This is a genomic window from Pseudarthrobacter sp. HLT1-7 (assembly GCF_059383435.1).
Genome location: NZ_JBWZCH010000010.1, coordinates 1 through 15,526, shown reverse-complemented (window position 1 = coordinate 15,526; position 15,526 = coordinate 1). Strand labels below are relative to the sequence as shown.

Below are 15,526 nucleotides of genomic sequence, written 5' to 3'. Positions count from 1 at the left end.
GCCGGCTAGTCCAGGACCAGGCCGCGGCCGCTGCCGCGCAGGAGCTGGACCGGATGGATTTCGCCGAAGCCGCGGACGTCCTCCGCCGGTCGCGGCAGCAGGACGAAGCGTTCGTCCTTTTCCAGCGCGGCGGCGGTCATCGAGTCCACCAGCACCGTCCCCGGGTCGGCCAGGGCGGTGAGCCGCGCGGCCAGGTTCACGGTGGGGCCGTAAATGTCGCCGAGGCGCGAGAGGATGCGGCCCCAGACCATCGCGACGCGGGCCTCGGGGAGGATCTCGTCCTCGGTGAAGGCCTGGCACAGGGCCAGCGAGATCTCGGCACCGGCGGCGGGCGTCTCGGCGATGTAGAGGACTTCGTCGCCCACCGTTTTCACGAGGCGTCCGCCGCCGACGGAGATGATCTCGGCGCACGTGTTCTCGAAGCGCTGCACCAGCTGGGCGAGCGTCTTCTCGTTCATCCGGCGCGACAGGCTGGTGTAGGAGACCAGGTCCGCAAAGCCAACAGCCCGTGCCAGCGGCAGTGGGGCGTCGTCCTCGTCCCCCTCGCGGCCTTCCTCGCTGGACGCCAGACCGGCCTCGGCGCGCACGGCCAGGCGCTGGACCCCGGCGTTGAGCTGGCGGCGCCAGGAGTAGACCAGGATTTCCTCGAGCGCGTCCACCAGCGTCGGCAGCTCGCTGACCAGTCGCTTGCGGGCCTCGGCGTCGGTGACGCCCTGCTGGTGGACCATGTCCTCCACAAGGGCCTCGATCTGCCACACCACCATGCGGTCCGTCATCTGGCCGATGGCGCGGGTGACGGAAATGGCGGCTTCCTCGGTGAGCTTGCCGGCCCGAACCGGGCCCACCACGGTATTCAGCGCGGCCTGGTCCCGTTCGGTGAAGGCAACGTCCTCATCGCCGATATTCGGAAAGCCCAGGGCCCGCCACAGTTTCCGGGCCGACAGCAGGGACAGTCCCGCACCGGCGGCAACTTCGCGGCGGCGAAGCTTGCGCTCCCCGCCCAGGAGCCGGTGCTCGAGGGCCCTCAACGCAACGCGTTCGGCCGACATCGTCCCGGTGGGGGGCACGACGGCGGGAACCGGTTGCGCCGCATCGTCGGCGCCGGCGTCGGACGGCTCTAAGTCCGTCTCAACGGCGTCGGCGGAGTGGGCAGCGGGTTCCACATCCTGCGACGGGCCCGGTTCGGCGGCGCTCCCGGCCACGGACCCGACCGCGGAAGCGGCCACGGAGTCGAGGACGGCTGCTTCGAGGCTGGCGGTCTCGACGACGGCGTCCGGAACCTGCGACGGTTCTTCGGCCAGGAGACCGGTCCTATGGTGGACGTTCTCAGCGCTCATCTCTTCCACCTTCTCTCGTCTCCCACGGCCACGCCGCATCGGGGTTGTGCACTATGCCCTCGGCTCCCCGGGCCTCCCGCGGGAGGTCATCGACGGCGTCAAGGATGAAGTTGCGGAACGTCGCGGCTTCCGGGACGTCGGGGACCACCGTCCCGGCGGGGTACCCGGTATCCAAGGATATATTCCCGGAGCGCATTACCCGTTGGAGCAACGACTGGTGGATGACCACATTCCGGACGGCGGCCAGCGAAATCTGCTGATCACGACGCCTTAACATGCCGTATCGGGCAACTAATCGTTGGCTGGTCAGTGTGTACCGGGTGGCGTGCCAGGTAATGGCCCGCGGCAGGCAGTAACCCAACAGCACCCAGGCTGCCAGAGCCACGCAGGCTCCAATCAGCCACGGCGTCCACTCCTTCGTGATGAGCGGGACCAGCTTGGTGGGGCCGCCCTTCACAATCCAGGCGCAGGCATAGGCGGCAAGGGCGGGAACAACGATGAACAGCAGCGCCGGGACAATCAGGGCCCGGGGCTGCGGCCGGGTCACCACAATCACCTGCTCGCCCGGGAGGAGCTCTTTACGCATAGCCGCTTTCGGCGCTGCCTGGAGTCTTGCTGCCGGCGCTGTTGCCACCGCTACTGCCCGTGGCGGCGCTGTCACCCGGCGGGGTCCAGGGGCGAAGGTGCACCACGTCGCCGGCGGTCACCACATGTTCGTGGCCCGCGGCGTCAACCACCATGAGGGAGCCGTAGTCGTCCAGGCGCGTGGCGTGCCCGATGATTTCATGGTCGCCGGGAAGCTGGGCGCGCACCTGCTTGCCAAGCGTCGTCAGCAGATGCTCGACGCGCTTGTGCAGCGAGGGGCCGCCGGCCATCCCCGCGGTGGGGTCGCCGTCGGCGTTGCAGAAACTGCGGTAGAGCGTGGCGAAACGGGCGAGGTAGCTCTTCAACAGCGCGGTCCGGTCCGCCGTCGTCGGATGTTCCAGGAGCACCGAAGTGGCGGTGGGTACCGGCAGTTCGGCCGCGGTGAGCGTCACGTTCAGGCCGGTGCCCAGCACGATGGGCGGTACGGCGCCGCCCTCCAGCGGTCCAAGCTGGGCGAGGATTCCGGCGATCTTCTTGCCGCGGACCAGCACGTCGTTGGGCCATTTGAGCTCGGCCGGGAGGCCTGCCGTCTCCAGAAGCGCCTCGCGCAGGGCAAGCGCCGCGAGCAGCGAAAGCCAGGAATAGCTCTGCGTGGGCAGCGGCCTGCCGTCGGCGTTGAGCGGCCGGAGTACCAGCGAGACGGAGACGGAACTGCGCGCCGGCGCTTCCCAGCGGCGGTCCAGCCGGCCGCGGGCGGCGTTCTGGTATTCGGCGGCGAGCACGGTGAGGTCCGGGAACGCGCGGGGGTCCTCGGTAACCCCACGCAGCAGATCCGCGTTGGTGGATCCGGTAGTCTCCACCACGGTGAGCCGCGGAATGCCGTTGGCGGAGAGAAACACCTCATCACTGAGGGCATTCAGGTCAAGGGGCGGACGTTCCGGTGTTACCTGCGCGGCTTCCATGCTTTGAATCCTACCGAGTCACGGCTCCGGTAGCCCCGGCCGGGTGGGCCGGGCGCCGGGATCCGCAGGAGACTCAGAGGAAAATGTCAGGCACCAGCCGGTTCTCCGGGGCGCCCAGGCTGTAGGGGGTGAAGTCGGTGACGCCGGCCGCGGCCAGGACCTGCTCGTCTGTGTAGAAGTTTCCGCTCCAGCTGCCCGATTCGGGGATCGCGTTGCTGGCGGTCAGCACGGCATGCGCGGCGTCCGCCATGATCTGGGGGCCGCGGGCGCCCTTGACCATCATGTTCCCGCCCGGCATGTTGCGGATGGCTGCCGTGTTGACCAGGGTGCAGGGCCACAGCGAGTTGACGTTGATGCCGTCGACCTTGAGTTCCTCGGCGAGGCCAAGGGTGGTCAGGCTCATGCCGTATTTGGCCATGGTGTATGCCAGGTGCAGGCCGGCCCATTTGGGGTCCAGGTTCAGCGGCGGGGACAGTGTCAGGATCTGACCGGCGTCGGATTCACGCAGTGCCGGCAGGGCGAGCTTGGAGAGCAGGAAGGTGCCGCGGACGTTGATGTCCTGCATCAGGTCGTAGCGTTTCATGTCCACTGCGTCCGTCGTGGACAGGTCGATCGCGGAGGCATTGTTGATGACGATGTCGATCCCGCCGAAGCGTTCCATCGCGGCGGCAACCGCGCCGGCCACGTCGTCGTCGTTGCGCACATCCCCTACCAGCGGCAGTGCCTGGCCGCCGGCCGCCTCAATCTGCTCGGCGGCGGAGTAGACCGTGCCTTCCAGCTTGGCGTGCGGCTGGCCGGTCTTGGCCATCAGGACGATATTGGCGCCGTCGCGCGCGGCCCGGGTGGCAATCGCCAGTCCGATCCCGCGGCTTCCCCCGGAGATGAGGATGGTGCGGCCCTGGAGGGAACCGGCGGCCTGGTACGGCCCTGGTTGCTGGGAGGAACGGGCGGTGCCCGAAGCATCATTGCTCGAAGTCATGGGGACACTCTAGCGGACTTATGTTACCGGCGAGTAACATTTCCCGCCGCCGACGCGCCGCCACCCACCGCACGGACTACGCCGCCACTCTGCACACAAGCTAGCACCACCGAACTACACTTCCGCCCATCACGTTCACGGCGAGACTCGGCGCGAATATTGTAGGTTTTCTACAGCGGTATGGGCCAATAGCGTCATTAGACTTGCCATCAAGGCCTTGCTTTTGTGGAATCCAGCTAAACCGCCACGCGGGACAGGGCCAGCGAACCTCAGAAGTACCAGCGCCAGGACAATCAGCGACAGAGCCGGAGACACTTGATGAGCCACGATCTGACCACGACTGCGGGAAAGATTGCAGACTTCCGCGACCGCCAGGCCCGTGCTGAGCAGCCCTCCGGCCCGGAAGCGATCGAGAAGCAGCATGCACGCGGCAAGAACACGGCCCGCGAGCGCATCGGCCTGCTGCTGGATGCCGGCTCCTTCGTCGAATTCGACGCGCTGGCCGTGCACCGCTCCACCGCGTTTGGGATGGAGAAGAAGAAGCCGCTCGGCGACGGCCTGGTCTCCGGCTACGGCACCGTCGACGGCCGCCCGGTGGCCGTCTACAGCCAGGACTTCTCCGTTTACGGCGGCTCGCTGAGCCAGGTCAACGGCGAGAAGATTGTCAAGGTCCAGGAATTCGCGCTGCGCAACGGCTGCCCCGTGGTGGGCATCCTCGACGGCGGCGGCGCCCGCATCCAGGAAGGCGTGGCCTCGCTCGCGATGTTCGCGGATATCTTCCGCAACAACGTCCACGCTTCCGGAGTGGTCCCGCAGATCTCCCTCATCATGGGCCCCTCCGCCGGCGGCGCGGCGTACTCCCCCGCCCTGACCGACTACGTGGTCATGGTGGACAAGACCTCGCACATGTTCATTACCGGCCCGGACGTCATCAAAACCGTCACGGGCGAGGACGTGGACATGGAGACCCTTGGCGGCGCCCGCCAGCACAACGCGAACACGGGAACCTCCACCTACCTTGCCTCCGACGAAGCCGACGCGATCGAGTTCGTCCGCGAACTGCTCGACTTCCTGCCCTCAAACAACCTCGCCGAGGCACCGGTGCTGGAGCACACCCAGAACATGGAGCTCGACGACGACGACCTCGCCCTGGACACGCTGATCCCGGACTCCGCCAACCAGCCCTACGACATGCGCAAGGTCATCGGGCAGATCGTGGACGACGCCCACTTCCTTGAGATGCAGTCCCTCTATGCCCCGAACGTGATGATCGGCTACGGCCGGATCGAGGGGCACACCGTGGGCATCGTGGCCAACCAGCCGATCCAGTTCGCCGGCACCCTGGACATCGCCGCGTCGGAAAAGGCCGCCCGCTTCGTGCGGCACTGCGACGCCTTCAACGTCCCCATCATCACGCTGGTGGACGTGCCGGGTTTCCTGCCGGGCAAGGACCAGGAGTTCCAGGGCATCATCCGACGCGGCGCGAAGCTGCTTTACGCCTATGCCGAGGCCACCGTGCCGAAGCTGACTGTCATCACCCGCAAGGCCTATGGCGGAGCGTACATCGTGATGGGCTCCAAAAAGCTCGGCGCCGACCTCAACCTGGCCTGGCCCACCGCGCAGATCGGCGTCATGGGTGCCCAGGGCGCGGTCAATATCCTGTACCGCCGCGAACTCGCCGCGGTGGCGGAGTCCGGCGGCGACGTCGAGGCGAAGCGCTCCGAGGTCATCCGGCAGTACGAGGATGAGCTCCTCAACCCGTACCAGGCCGCCCAGCTCGGTTACGTGGATGCGGTTATTGCCCCGTCCGAGACCCGGGTGCAGATCATCAAGGGCCTGCGCGCCCTGCGCGACAAGCGCGCCAGCCTGCCCGCCAAGAAGCACGGGAACATCCCGCTGTGATCCCCACCGCACCGGCGGAGGAATCTGGGGCGGAGCCGGCCGCGCCGTCCGGCGAAATCCTGCTCTCTGTCGTCAAGGGCGAACCGACGGCGGAGGAACTGGCGGCGCTGACCGCCGTCGTCCTCGCCCTGGGCAGCGACGAACCCGCCAGTCCCCAGAAGCCGGGCGCGCGGCACTGGATCCGGCGGCAGCAACTGCAGCTGGCGCCGAAGCCCGGCCCCGGCTCGTGGAAGCGCAGCCGCGGCTAAGTTTCACGGCGCCCGAAGGGTCCCGCGGGAAAAGTTCAGTAACCCTTTCATATCCGGCGCCGCCCGGCTAGTCTTTTTCGGGTGACTACCGAAACCACTGAAGATACTGCCCCTGTGCGCCCGAAGACGGCCATCGACGCGGTCGCCGATGCCTACACGGACACCCTGATCCGGCTCAATCCGAGCTTCGCCACCGAGCTGGGGCTCCCCGGCCACGAAACCGAATACCAGGACTTCTCCCCCGCCGGGCTCGAGGAATTCGCCGTCGCCGCGCGCGGGGCACTGGCCACGCTGGACGGGCTGGAGCCGGTGGACGACGTCGACGCCGTCACCCTCGACGCCATGCGCGAACGCCTGGGCCTGCAGCTGGAAATCCACGGATCGGGCTGGGACGCGGCCCAGCTGAACAACATTGCCTCCCCCGCCCAGGAGATCCGCGCGATCTTCGACCTCATGCCGACGGACACCGCCGGGCAGTGGGACCACATCGCGGGCCGCGCGCGGAACGTCCAGTCCGCGCTCGACGGCTACATCGAGTCGCTGCGTTCGGCCAGTAAGGACGGCCGGATTGCCGCGGCCCGCCAGGTGTCGATCGTGATCGAACAGGCCACCAACCACGCCGCGGACGACGGCTTCTTCGCGAAACTGGCCGCCGAGGCAAAAACCGACGACGGGCCGCTTCCGGCGGAGGTGCAGTCCAGGCTCGACGCCGGTGCTGCCGCCGCCCGGGTCGCGTACTCCCGGCTCGCCGGCTTCCTGGAGTCCGAGCTGCTGCCGGCTGCCCCGGAAAAGGACGCCGTGGGCCGCGAGCGCTACGCGCTGGCCTCGCGCGACTTCCTCGGCGCCACGGTGGACCTTGAGGAAACCTATGCCTGGGGCGTGCAGGAACTGGACCGCCTGATCGCCGAGCAGGAGCGCGTGGCCGGCGAGATCCGTCCCGGCGCTTCGGTGGAGGAAGCCAAGGAGATCCTGAACAGCGATCCCGCCCGCCAGCTCAAGGGCACCGACGCCCTCCGGGCATGGATGCAGCAGCTCTCCGACAAGGCTGTGGCCGAGCTGGCCGGGGTGCACTTCGACATCCCGGATGTGATGAAGACGCTGGAGTGCAAGATTGCCCCCACCCAGGAAGGCGGCATCTACTACACCGGCCCCTCGGACGACTTCAGCCGGCCAGGCCGCATGTGGTGGTCCGTGCCGCCGGGCGAGGACACCTTCACCACCTGGTCCGAGACCACCACGGTATTCCACGAGGGGGTCCCCGGCCACCACCTGCAGGTCGCCACCGCCACCTACCGCCGCGAACTGCTCAACAACTGGCGCCGCAACGCCTGCTGGACGTCCGGGCACGGCGAAGGCTGGGCGCTTTACGCGGAGAAGCTCATGCAGGAACTGGGCTACCTCAAGGACCCGGGTGACCACATGGGCATGCTGGACATGCAACGGATGCGGGCTGCCCGCGTGGTGTTCGACATCGGCGTCCACCTGGAGTTGGCGGTGCCCGGGCGCTGGGGCACCGGCACCTGGACCCCGGACAAGGGCTACGAGTTCCTGAAGCAGAACCTCGCGATCAGCGAAGGCCAGCTCAAATTCGAGTTCACCCGTTACCTCGGCTGGCCGGGCCAGGCGCCGTCGTACAAGGTGGGCCAGCGGCTCTGGGAGCAGATCCGCGCCGAGCTCGAATCCCGCCCCGGCTTCGACCTCAAGGCCTTCCACACCAAGGCCCTCAACATCGGCTCCGTGGGCCTCGACACGCTCAAGCGGGCGCTGCTGGAGTAGTGCGGTTCCCGGGAGCAGCCATCCCCGCCGAGGTGAGACTTCGCGCCCATAATGCCCCGGCACATGGGCGCGAAGTCTCACCTCGGCGGGCTCCCCCCGGGCCGCCGTCCCGGAGGCCCTCGCCTCAAGAGACAATCGCCACACCGGGGGCTGGAATAACTTCACAAACGGGTAGTCTTCCGGCGTATATCCCGGGATTCCGCGGACGGCACCAAATTGGGATTGCGTAACATTTCTCAACATCCGTTCGTCGTGCTAGGCGGCCCGGTCCTAGCGTGTTCTGGTGAGCACTCAGACAAGCACTCAGAGAAACACCCCCGCACCCGCCGGGAAGACCGGCTTCCAGCTGCCCAAGTGGGCCGGCTCGTTCGGCTTCCAGATCATCGCCGCACTGATCGTTGGCCTGGGACTCGGCCTGCTGGCCAAGTACACGGGCAGCACCAAGGCGAGCCCCAACGCCCTCGGCGCCACGCTGCAGACCATCGGCTCGAGCTACGTCTCCCTGCTGCAGACCGCCGTCGTGCCGCTGATCTTCACCGCCGTCGTCAGCTCCATCTCCAACCTCCGCGCGGTCTCCAACGCCGCCCGGCTGGCCTGGAACACGCTGCTCTGGTTCGCCATCACCTCGTTGATCGCCGTCCTGATCGGCATCGGACTGGGCGTGCTGCTGCAGCCCGGCGCCAACACCGGCATCAGCCAGGACGCCAAGTACGCCGGCAAGTCCGGCGACTGGTGGGCCTTCCTGACCGGCCTGTTCCCGAAGAACTTCCTGGGCCTCGGCGCCACCACCACCGTCACCGAGGGCGTCGCCACCACCGCCGTGAGCTTCAACGTGCTCCAGATCCTGGTGATCGCGATCGCCGTCGGCATCGCAGCGCTCAAGGTGGGCAAGGCCGCCGAGCCGTTCCTGAGCCTCAACGCCTCCGCCCTCGCCGTGATCCAGAAGGTCCTCTGGTGGATCATCCGGATTGCCCCGCTCGGCACCGTCGGCCTGATCGGCAACGCCGTGGCGATCTACGGCTGGGACACCATCGGCTCGCTCGGCAAGTTCACCTTCGCCATCTATGTGGGCCTGGCCCTGGTGCTGTTCGTGGTCTACCCGGTCCTGGTCCGCGCCCACGGCCTGTCCGTCAGGCAGTACTTCTCCGGTGTCTGGCCGGCCGTTCAGCTGGCCTTCGTCTCCCGTTCCTCGGTGGGCACCCTGCCGCTGACCCAGCGCGTAACCGAGCGCAGCCTCGGCGTCCCCCGCGCCTACGCCTCGTTCGCCGTGCCGCTGGGGGCCACCACCAAGATGGACGGCTGCGCCGCTATCTACCCGGCCATCTCGGCCATCTTCGTGGCACAGTTCTTCGGCATCCAGCTCGACTTCACCCAATACCTGCTGATTGCCCTCGTCTCCGTGCTGGGCTCCGCCGCGACCGCCGGCACCACCGGCGCCGTCGTGATGCTGACCCTGACGCTCTCCACGCTGGGCCTGCCGCTGGCCGGCGTCGGCCTCCTGCTGGCCATCGACCCGATTCTGGACATGGGCCGCACTGCGGTCAACGTGGCCGGGCAGGCCCTGATCCCCACCATCGTGGCCAAGCGCCACGGCATCCTGGACGAGTCGCTGTACAACGCGCCGCGCACCGGTGACCCTTTCAGTGACGACACCGCGGACGACGCCGGCACCACCGCCGTCGACCCCTCGGCTGCCGCCGCTCCCGCAACTGCTGCGTCTGCCGGAGCGACGCCGGAAGGCCGCGAACTGGCCGCCGCCAAGGCATAGCCCCCGCCTGACGCACCACACGAAAGAAGTCCCCGGGAAATCACCCGGGGACTTCTTTCTGCGTCGGCTATGAAGCGGGGCCTAGTGTCCGCCTCCGCCGATGACGCCCTTTTCGACGGCCTTGGTGACGGCGTCGGCCTCCGCCTGGGTCAGCGTGCCGCCGGCGACGGCCGTGTCCAGCCTGGTCTTCAGCGCTGCTGCACGTTCCGTCTGGGCCGCGGTGCGGAGTTCCTCAAGAGTCGCGGTGACCTTGGACTCCTCGATGCCCAGCGAGGATGCGAGCGATTTGGCGAGGGCAGCATCCCTGGCTGCACGGTCCGGCCTGGTGCCGTCAGCCGGCGGGGTGGCCGGCTTGTTGGCATCGCGGAATGCCTTGAGTGCTTCGGTCAGCTTGGCCTCGTCCACGCCGAGTTTGGTGGCCAGCTCGGCGGCTCGCACGCCGCCGGGGCCGCCGCGCTCCCCGCCCTTATGTCCGTGGCCGCCGCGCATGCCCTGGCCGTCACCGGGTGTGGAGCCGGTGGCGCCGGTGGAGCTGTCCGGCGAAGCGATGGAACTGGGGCTGGGGCTCGGAGTGGTGGCCGCGGACGCCATCCCGGTGACCCCAAGGCCGGCGCCAAGTGCCAGTGCAGCGGCCGACATGCCGAGCGTGATTCTCTTCGTACGTGACATCTGATGTCTCCTGGATCTGCCGTGCGTGACGGCTCCGTCGTGGTGGTTGGTCTCTTTCAAGACGTAGTCCAAGTCTGCTGCGCGGAGTTCGTGCGGAGCTGTTGGGAACCTTTCATCTTCCTGTGAAAGGTTCCGGGCGGATTCCGGGCGGATTCCCGGCGGGTTTCCGGCTGGTTCCGGGCGGATTCACGGGCTGCAATTTACCGCATGGTGTTCGGCCCAGCGGGCCGGAGAGTGGGTAGGCTCGGGTCATGCTGATCGTGACCTCCAACGACATCCCCGGCCACCGGATCGACGCCGTTTTCGGCGAGGTGATGGGGCTTACTGTCCGCGCCCGGGACATCGGCGGGCAGGTGATGGCCGGCTTCCGTTCGATCGGCGGCGGGGAACTGCCGGAGATGACCCGCATGCTCTATGAGAGCAGGCAACAGGTCATGGCCCGGATGGTCACCGAGGCGGAGCAGCGGGGGGCCAATGCCATAGTTGCCATGCGCTTCGACAGCTCGCAGCTGGGGACCACCTGGACCGAGGTCTGTGCTTACGGCACGGCCGTCTTCGTCATCCCGCTCGCGGAAAACCAACCGGGCGCCACCGGACAGTCCGTTTTCCTGACGAAGTCCGCGGCGGGCACAGGTTCCGGCCGCGGTCCGGGGCCAGGGGCGGACCAGGCAAAGGCTGATCTGCGGCCGGATCCGCCGTCCTGATCTGCCCTCCGCGTCTGCTCGCGGCAGTTTCCCTCCGGCGCTTAGTATCCGGCGCTTTCCCTCCGGCGCTCAGTATCAGCGTCTGCCCTCGGCGTGTGCCCTCAGTTTTTACCCCGGCGGAAAAGTTGCCCTGTGTGCAAATATGCACGTAGTGTAATTACGTGCCCATCTCCTCATCCCCCCGCGCATCCGCGCCCCCGGTCTCCGACGTGCCGTCCGGGGCACCGTTCAATATCCCGCCCGGTGCCCTGCCCGCTGCCCTGCCCGAGGGACCGTCGCGCCGTGAGCTGAACAAGGCGGCCACCCGCGAGGCCATCACAGACGCGGCCCTAACTCTTCTCCGGTCCAACGGACCCGGCAACTTCACGGTCGAGGACATCGCCGACGCCGCCGGCATTTCCCGCCGCACCTTCTTCAACTACTTCGGCAGCACCGAAGCAGCCATCGCCTCGGTGACCCACGGTTTCCTGGACAACGCGCTGCAGCAGTTCCGGCTGCGCCCGGCCGGCGAATCGTTTATGGAATCCGCCCGGGCGGCTCTCATTGAACTCGCCGACCCGATGGCTGTGGCCCCGATCGCCGAACTGTACAGCCTGGGCCAGGCCAACCCCCAGCTGGGCCGCTCCGAGCTGGAGGCGTGGGACCACTGCACCGAACAGATCATCGAGGCCGCCCGCGAACGCTTCGCGCCCGGCACGGAAATCGATGAACTTTACCTCCGCGCCCTGGCCGGCTCCGTCATCGCGTGCGGGCGGGCCGCCATGGATCTCTGGCTGGCCCGCTGCGGCGGCGACCTCACCGCCGGCTCCCTCGCCACCCTACGCCAACTCCTCATCGATTCCATGAGTCTCCTCGGCTCCGGTTTCGCCAGCCCCGACGCCACTCCGGCCACCCCGGCCACTACTTCCCCAGAACGGCACTGACATGGCACTGATGCTCTACCGCCTCGGCAAATTCTCTTATCGACACCGCTGGCTGGTGATTTCCCTGTGGCTCGCCGTTATGGTGGCCGTCGGCGGCGCGGCAGCGGCCTTCCACGGCACACTCTCCAACAACTTCCAGATCCCGGGCACCGAGACCCAGCAGATGGCGGACAAGCTCAAGAAGGAGCTTCCTTCATCCTCCGGCGGCTCCGCGAGCGTTGTCTTTGAAGCCGACGACGCCCAGTTCAGCCAGGCCGGCAGGGACGCCGTGTCCGCCGCCCTGGCCAAGCTCAAGGCCCTCCCGGACGTGCAGGGAACGGTTGACCCCTTCGAAACCCAGGCCCGCCTGGACAAGGCCGCCACGGATCTTGCCGCCGGTGAACAGCAGGCAGCCGCTGGCAAGGCCCGGCTGGACCAGTCGGCCGCGGAGCTTGCGGCCGGCAAGGCCCGGCTGACCGCCGCGGAACAGCAGATGACCGACGCCGGGATGCCGCCCGCCGCCATCGACGCTCAGCTCGGCCAGCAGAAGGCCGCCCTCGCCGAAGGTCAGGCAAAGCTCGACGCCGGCACCCGGGACCTCGCGGCCGGCGCCACGAAAATGGCCCTCAGCAAGCGCCAGCTGGAGGCCTCGACGGGGCTGCGTTTTGTCTCCGAGGACGGTAAGGCCGCAATCGCGCAGGTCCAGTTCAAGACCTCCATCAACGGCCTCGAACCCGCAGTCCGCCAGGAAGTCCAGGACATCGTCAAGGAAGTCTCTTCCGCGAACGTCACTGCCCTGCCCAGCAAGGAGATCAGTGAGGACATTTCCGAGCTCTTCGGCGCCGCCGAGATCATCGGCATCGCCGTCGCAGCCCTGGTCCTGATCATCATGCTCGGCACCCTGATCGCCGCCGGGCTTCCCCTGCTGATGGCAATCGTCGGCGTGGCCGTCGGCGTCGGCGGCACCTTTGCCCTCAGCGGCGCCGTCGACATGAGCTCCATCTCCCCGATGCTGGCGCTGATGCTCGGCCTGGCGGTCGGAATCGACTACTCGTTGTTCATTGTCAACCGGCACCGCGGCCAACTGCTCAGCGGCATGGATCCCGAGGAGTCCGTGGCGCTGGCCACCGGCACCTCCGGCAATGCCGTGCTCTTCGCCGGCCTGACCGTCATCATCGCCCTGGCTGCCCTGGTGGTCCCGGGGCTGCCGTTCCTGGCCGTGATGGGCCTGTCGGCGGCCGCCACGGTGGCTGTCGCCGTCGTCGTCGCCCTGACTTTGACGCCCGCTGTCCTGTCCCTCATGGGCCGGAGGCTCATCTCCAAACGGGCCTGGGCCAAGGCCGAAAAGCACAACGCAGCCCCCGGCCACGAGACCGAGGACCGGGCCAAGGACGAGTACCGCGGCAGCCACGGCTGGGGCGGACTCGTCACGCGACACCCCGTCCTGGCCCTGCTGGCCGGCGTCCTATTACTCGGCATCGTGGCGCTGCCCGCCAGCCAGCTCCGGCTCGCACTGCCGGACGCCAGCTCCGAGCCGGTCGCCTCGCAGGCCTTCAAGGCGTACGACGTCACGAAGCGCAGCTTCGGCGAGGGCATGACCGGACCGATCATAGTGGTCGGGGACCTCCCGTCCGGCCTCAGCGAAGCCGGGGCCCAGGCCAAACAGCTCGACGTCGCCGACATTCTCCGGGACACCAAGAACGTCGCCACCGCCGTCCCGCTGGCCGTGAGCGCGGACCGCCGCACCGCGGTGTTCCAGGTCATCCCGAAAGAAGGCCCCGCGAGTGCCAGCACCGTCCAGGTGGTCTCCGAACTGCGCGCCGAAAAGGGCCAGATCAAGGACACCACCGGGGTCAGCATCGGCCTCACCGGCCAGACTGCCGGCAACGTGGACGTCTCCACCAAGCTCGGCGACGCCCTGCCGCCGTACCTGGCGATTGTGGTGGGGCTCTCCCTGATCCTGCTGCTGCTCGTGTTCCGCTCCATCTGGGTGCCGCTGCTGGCGACCGGCGGCTTCCTGCTGTCACTCGCCGCCGCGTTCGGCGCCGTCGTCGCGGTCTACCAGTGGGGCTGGCTCGGGGCCATCTTCGGCGTCGAAAACCCGGGGGCCGTGCTGAGCTTCCTGCCGATCATCCTGATCGGTGTGCTGTTCGGCCTGGCCATGGACTACCAGGTGTTCATCGCCTCCGGCATGCGTGAGGCGTATATGCACGGCGAACCGGCCAAGCACGCGGTCCGCTCCGGCTTCAGCCACGCCTCCGCGGTGGTCACCGCGGCAGCGATCATCATGGTCAGCGTGTTCTCGGGCTTCATCTTCTCGCACCTGAACATGGTCCGGCCGCTGGGCTTCGCGATGGCCTTCGGCGTGCTGATCGACGCGTTTGTGGTGCGGATGACGATCGTTCCGGCCGTGATGTACCTGCTCGGCGAGAAGGCCTGGTGGCTCCCGCGCTGGCTGGACCGCCTCCTGCCGGACGTGGACGTCGAAGGCGCCAAGCTCCGCAAACCGGGGACGACGACGGGTGCAGGCTCCGCAACAGAACCGGCGGGGGTCGCCGGGGCCACTGCGCGCTGACAGCCACAGGCTCCCCGCGCCGATTTTCCAAGCCGCCCGCTGATCACTTTGATCGGCGGGCGGCTTCCTGCGTCCTGAGGCGTTCGACGGCGGCGATTTCTTGCTTCCGGACCCGCACGACGGCAGCAGGGTGGCGGCGGCAGGGTGGCGGCGCGAGGACAAGGTTCTGACTGCAACGCGGGGTCACGACGGCGGCGCGGCGGCGCGCTGACCCGCTTCTGACTGCAACGCGGGGATCACATACGGCCCGTTATGCCCTGTCGGATGGGCCGTATGTGACTGCCCGCGTTGTTGTTGGCGGCGGCGGCTTGGCGCTCCGGAGGATCTTGGCCCGGCGGCGGTGAGGCGGGGGTGGGTCCGGTGACGTCCGGCTCAGACCTGATCTCCGCAGCTTCGTTCCCCGCACCTTCGTCCGGCTCAGACCTGATTCCGGCAGCGTCGTTCCCGGCGGCTTCATTCCCGGGAGTGGTGTTCCTGGGAGTGGTGGTGCGGTGGAGTGGTAGGTGTGGCCGGTGGGGGTGGTGAGGTCGATGGTGTGCCTGTGGTGGGAGGCGGCGTCGGGCCCGGGTCGGGGTTTGGCGGTCCAGCCGGGGTTTTCTTTGGTGTGGTTGCAGGCTTCGCAGAGTCCTGCGCCGTTGGTCCGGGTGGTGGTGCCGCCGTGGTGCCAGGGGATGATGTGGTCGTAGTGGCGGATGGGGGCGTCGCAGTAGGGGGTGCGGCAGGTGTCGTCGCGGGCCTGGATGAAGCGGCGGAGCCCGGGTGGGAAGAGCCGGACGCGGGAGTCCATGCCGATCAGGTCCCCGCTGCCGGGGGCGGTGTAGAGCCGGCGGAGGAAGAGGTTGAACGCCGCGTCATCGTTGACCGTGGCCCCGGCTTTGGCGGTGTGGGTGAGGATGTTTCGTGCCCAGCCGGCGGGGACGATGCCGTAGCCGGGGAGGCGTGCGGGTTCGGAGTCGCTCTGGAGGAGGGTGCGGTCGGTCATGATGAGCTGGAGTTCGATTCCGGTGATCCCGCCGGGGGTGCCGGTAGTCCGTTCGAGGAGGCCGTCGGCCATGAGCTGGCCGCGGGACCGGGGGTCCCCGGCGGCGCGCAGTGAATCGGCGTGCCGGGTCAGGGCGG

13 protein-coding genes are annotated in these 15,526 nt (G+C 68.1%); 7 read left to right on the top strand and 6 right to left on the bottom strand.

Annotated elements, in window-relative coordinates:
- Positions 1–5: 5 nt before the first annotated feature.
- From AC50X6_RS11185 to AC50X6_RS11170, 4 genes are all read right to left on the bottom strand, one after another.
- Complete coding sequence (locus tag AC50X6_RS11185; RefSeq protein ID WP_494966284.1) at positions 6–1,337, bottom strand: adenylate/guanylate cyclase domain-containing protein; 1,332 nt, start codon at positions 1,335–1,337, stop codon at positions 6–8.
- On the bottom strand, positions 1,327–1,923 hold the full coding sequence (locus tag AC50X6_RS11180) for a PH domain-containing protein (protein ID WP_494966283.1): 597 nt from the start codon (positions 1,921–1,923) through the stop codon (positions 1,327–1,329). The genes AC50X6_RS11185 and AC50X6_RS11180 overlap by 11 nt, the downstream gene beginning before the upstream one ends.
- The gene (locus AC50X6_RS11175) at positions 1,916–2,884 is read right to left on the bottom strand and encodes a biotin--[acetyl-CoA-carboxylase] ligase (protein ID WP_494966282.1); all 969 of its coding nucleotides are present in this window, start codon (positions 2,882–2,884) and stop codon (positions 1,916–1,918) included. Before AC50X6_RS11175 ends, AC50X6_RS11180 begins: the two co-directional genes overlap by 8 nt.
- A 73-nt stretch (positions 2,885–2,957) precedes the next feature.
- Complete coding sequence (locus AC50X6_RS11170) at positions 2,958–3,863, bottom strand: SDR family oxidoreductase (protein WP_494966281.1); 906 nt, start codon at positions 3,861–3,863, stop codon at positions 2,958–2,960.
- A gap of 318 nt (positions 3,864–4,181) precedes the next feature.
- Between AC50X6_RS11170 and AC50X6_RS11165 the strand changes: the two genes are divergently transcribed.
- The 4 genes from AC50X6_RS11165 (at position 4,182) to AC50X6_RS11150 (ending at position 9,557) form a co-directional block, all read left to right on the top strand.
- Positions 4,182–5,765 carry an acyl-CoA carboxylase subunit beta gene (locus AC50X6_RS11165; protein ID WP_494966280.1) on the top strand — a complete coding sequence of 528 codons (1,584 nt, stop codon included), beginning with the start codon at positions 4,182–4,184 and terminating at the stop codon, positions 5,763–5,765.
- Complete coding sequence (locus AC50X6_RS11160; RefSeq protein ID WP_494966279.1) at positions 5,762–6,013, top strand: acyl-CoA carboxylase subunit epsilon; 252 nt, start codon at positions 5,762–5,764, stop codon at positions 6,011–6,013. Before AC50X6_RS11165 ends, AC50X6_RS11160 begins: the two co-directional genes overlap by 4 nt.
- An 81-nt stretch (positions 6,014–6,094) precedes the next feature.
- The gene (locus tag AC50X6_RS11155) at positions 6,095–7,789 is read left to right on the top strand and encodes a DUF885 domain-containing protein (RefSeq protein WP_494966278.1); all 1,695 of its coding nucleotides are present in this window, start codon (positions 6,095–6,097) and stop codon (positions 7,787–7,789) included.
- Between the two features lie 283 nt (positions 7,790–8,072).
- The gene (locus AC50X6_RS11150; protein ID WP_494966277.1) at positions 8,073–9,557 is read left to right on the top strand and encodes a dicarboxylate/amino acid:cation symporter; all 1,485 of its coding nucleotides are present in this window, start codon (positions 8,073–8,075) and stop codon (positions 9,555–9,557) included.
- 81 nt (positions 9,558–9,638) lie between these two features.
- On the opposite strand, the gene AC50X6_RS11145 is transcribed toward AC50X6_RS11150, so the two are convergent.
- On the bottom strand, positions 9,639–10,226 hold the full coding sequence (locus AC50X6_RS11145) for a hypothetical protein (RefSeq protein WP_494966276.1): 588 nt from the start codon (positions 10,224–10,226) through the stop codon (positions 9,639–9,641).
- 251 nt (positions 10,227–10,477) lie between these two features.
- Here AC50X6_RS11145 and AC50X6_RS11140 point away from each other — a divergent pair, with 251 nt between their 5' ends.
- The 3 genes from AC50X6_RS11140 to AC50X6_RS11130 all read left to right on the top strand — a co-directional run bounded on the left by AC50X6_RS11140 (position 10,478) and on the right by AC50X6_RS11130 (position 14,407).
- Positions 10,478–10,930, top strand: coding sequence for a YbjQ family protein (locus tag AC50X6_RS11140; RefSeq protein WP_494966275.1), 453 nt, complete (start codon positions 10,478–10,480; stop codon positions 10,928–10,930).
- 233 nt (positions 10,931–11,163) lie between these two features.
- Positions 11,164–11,853 carry a TetR/AcrR family transcriptional regulator gene (locus AC50X6_RS11135; protein WP_494966372.1) on the top strand — a complete coding sequence of 230 codons (690 nt, stop codon included), beginning with the start codon at positions 11,164–11,166 and terminating at the stop codon, positions 11,851–11,853.
- Position 11,854: 1 nt separating this feature from the next.
- Positions 11,855–14,407: an MMPL family transporter gene (locus tag AC50X6_RS11130; protein WP_494966274.1), complete on the top strand. Its 2,553-nt coding sequence runs from the start codon at positions 11,855–11,857 to the stop codon at positions 14,405–14,407.
- A 250-nt stretch (positions 14,408–14,657) separates the two neighbouring features.
- Here the strand turns inward: AC50X6_RS11130 and AC50X6_RS11125 are convergent.
- Positions 14,658–15,526, bottom strand: an 869-nt coding sequence (locus AC50X6_RS11125) for an HNH endonuclease (RefSeq protein ID WP_494966273.1), incomplete at its 5' end; no start/stop codon positions are given.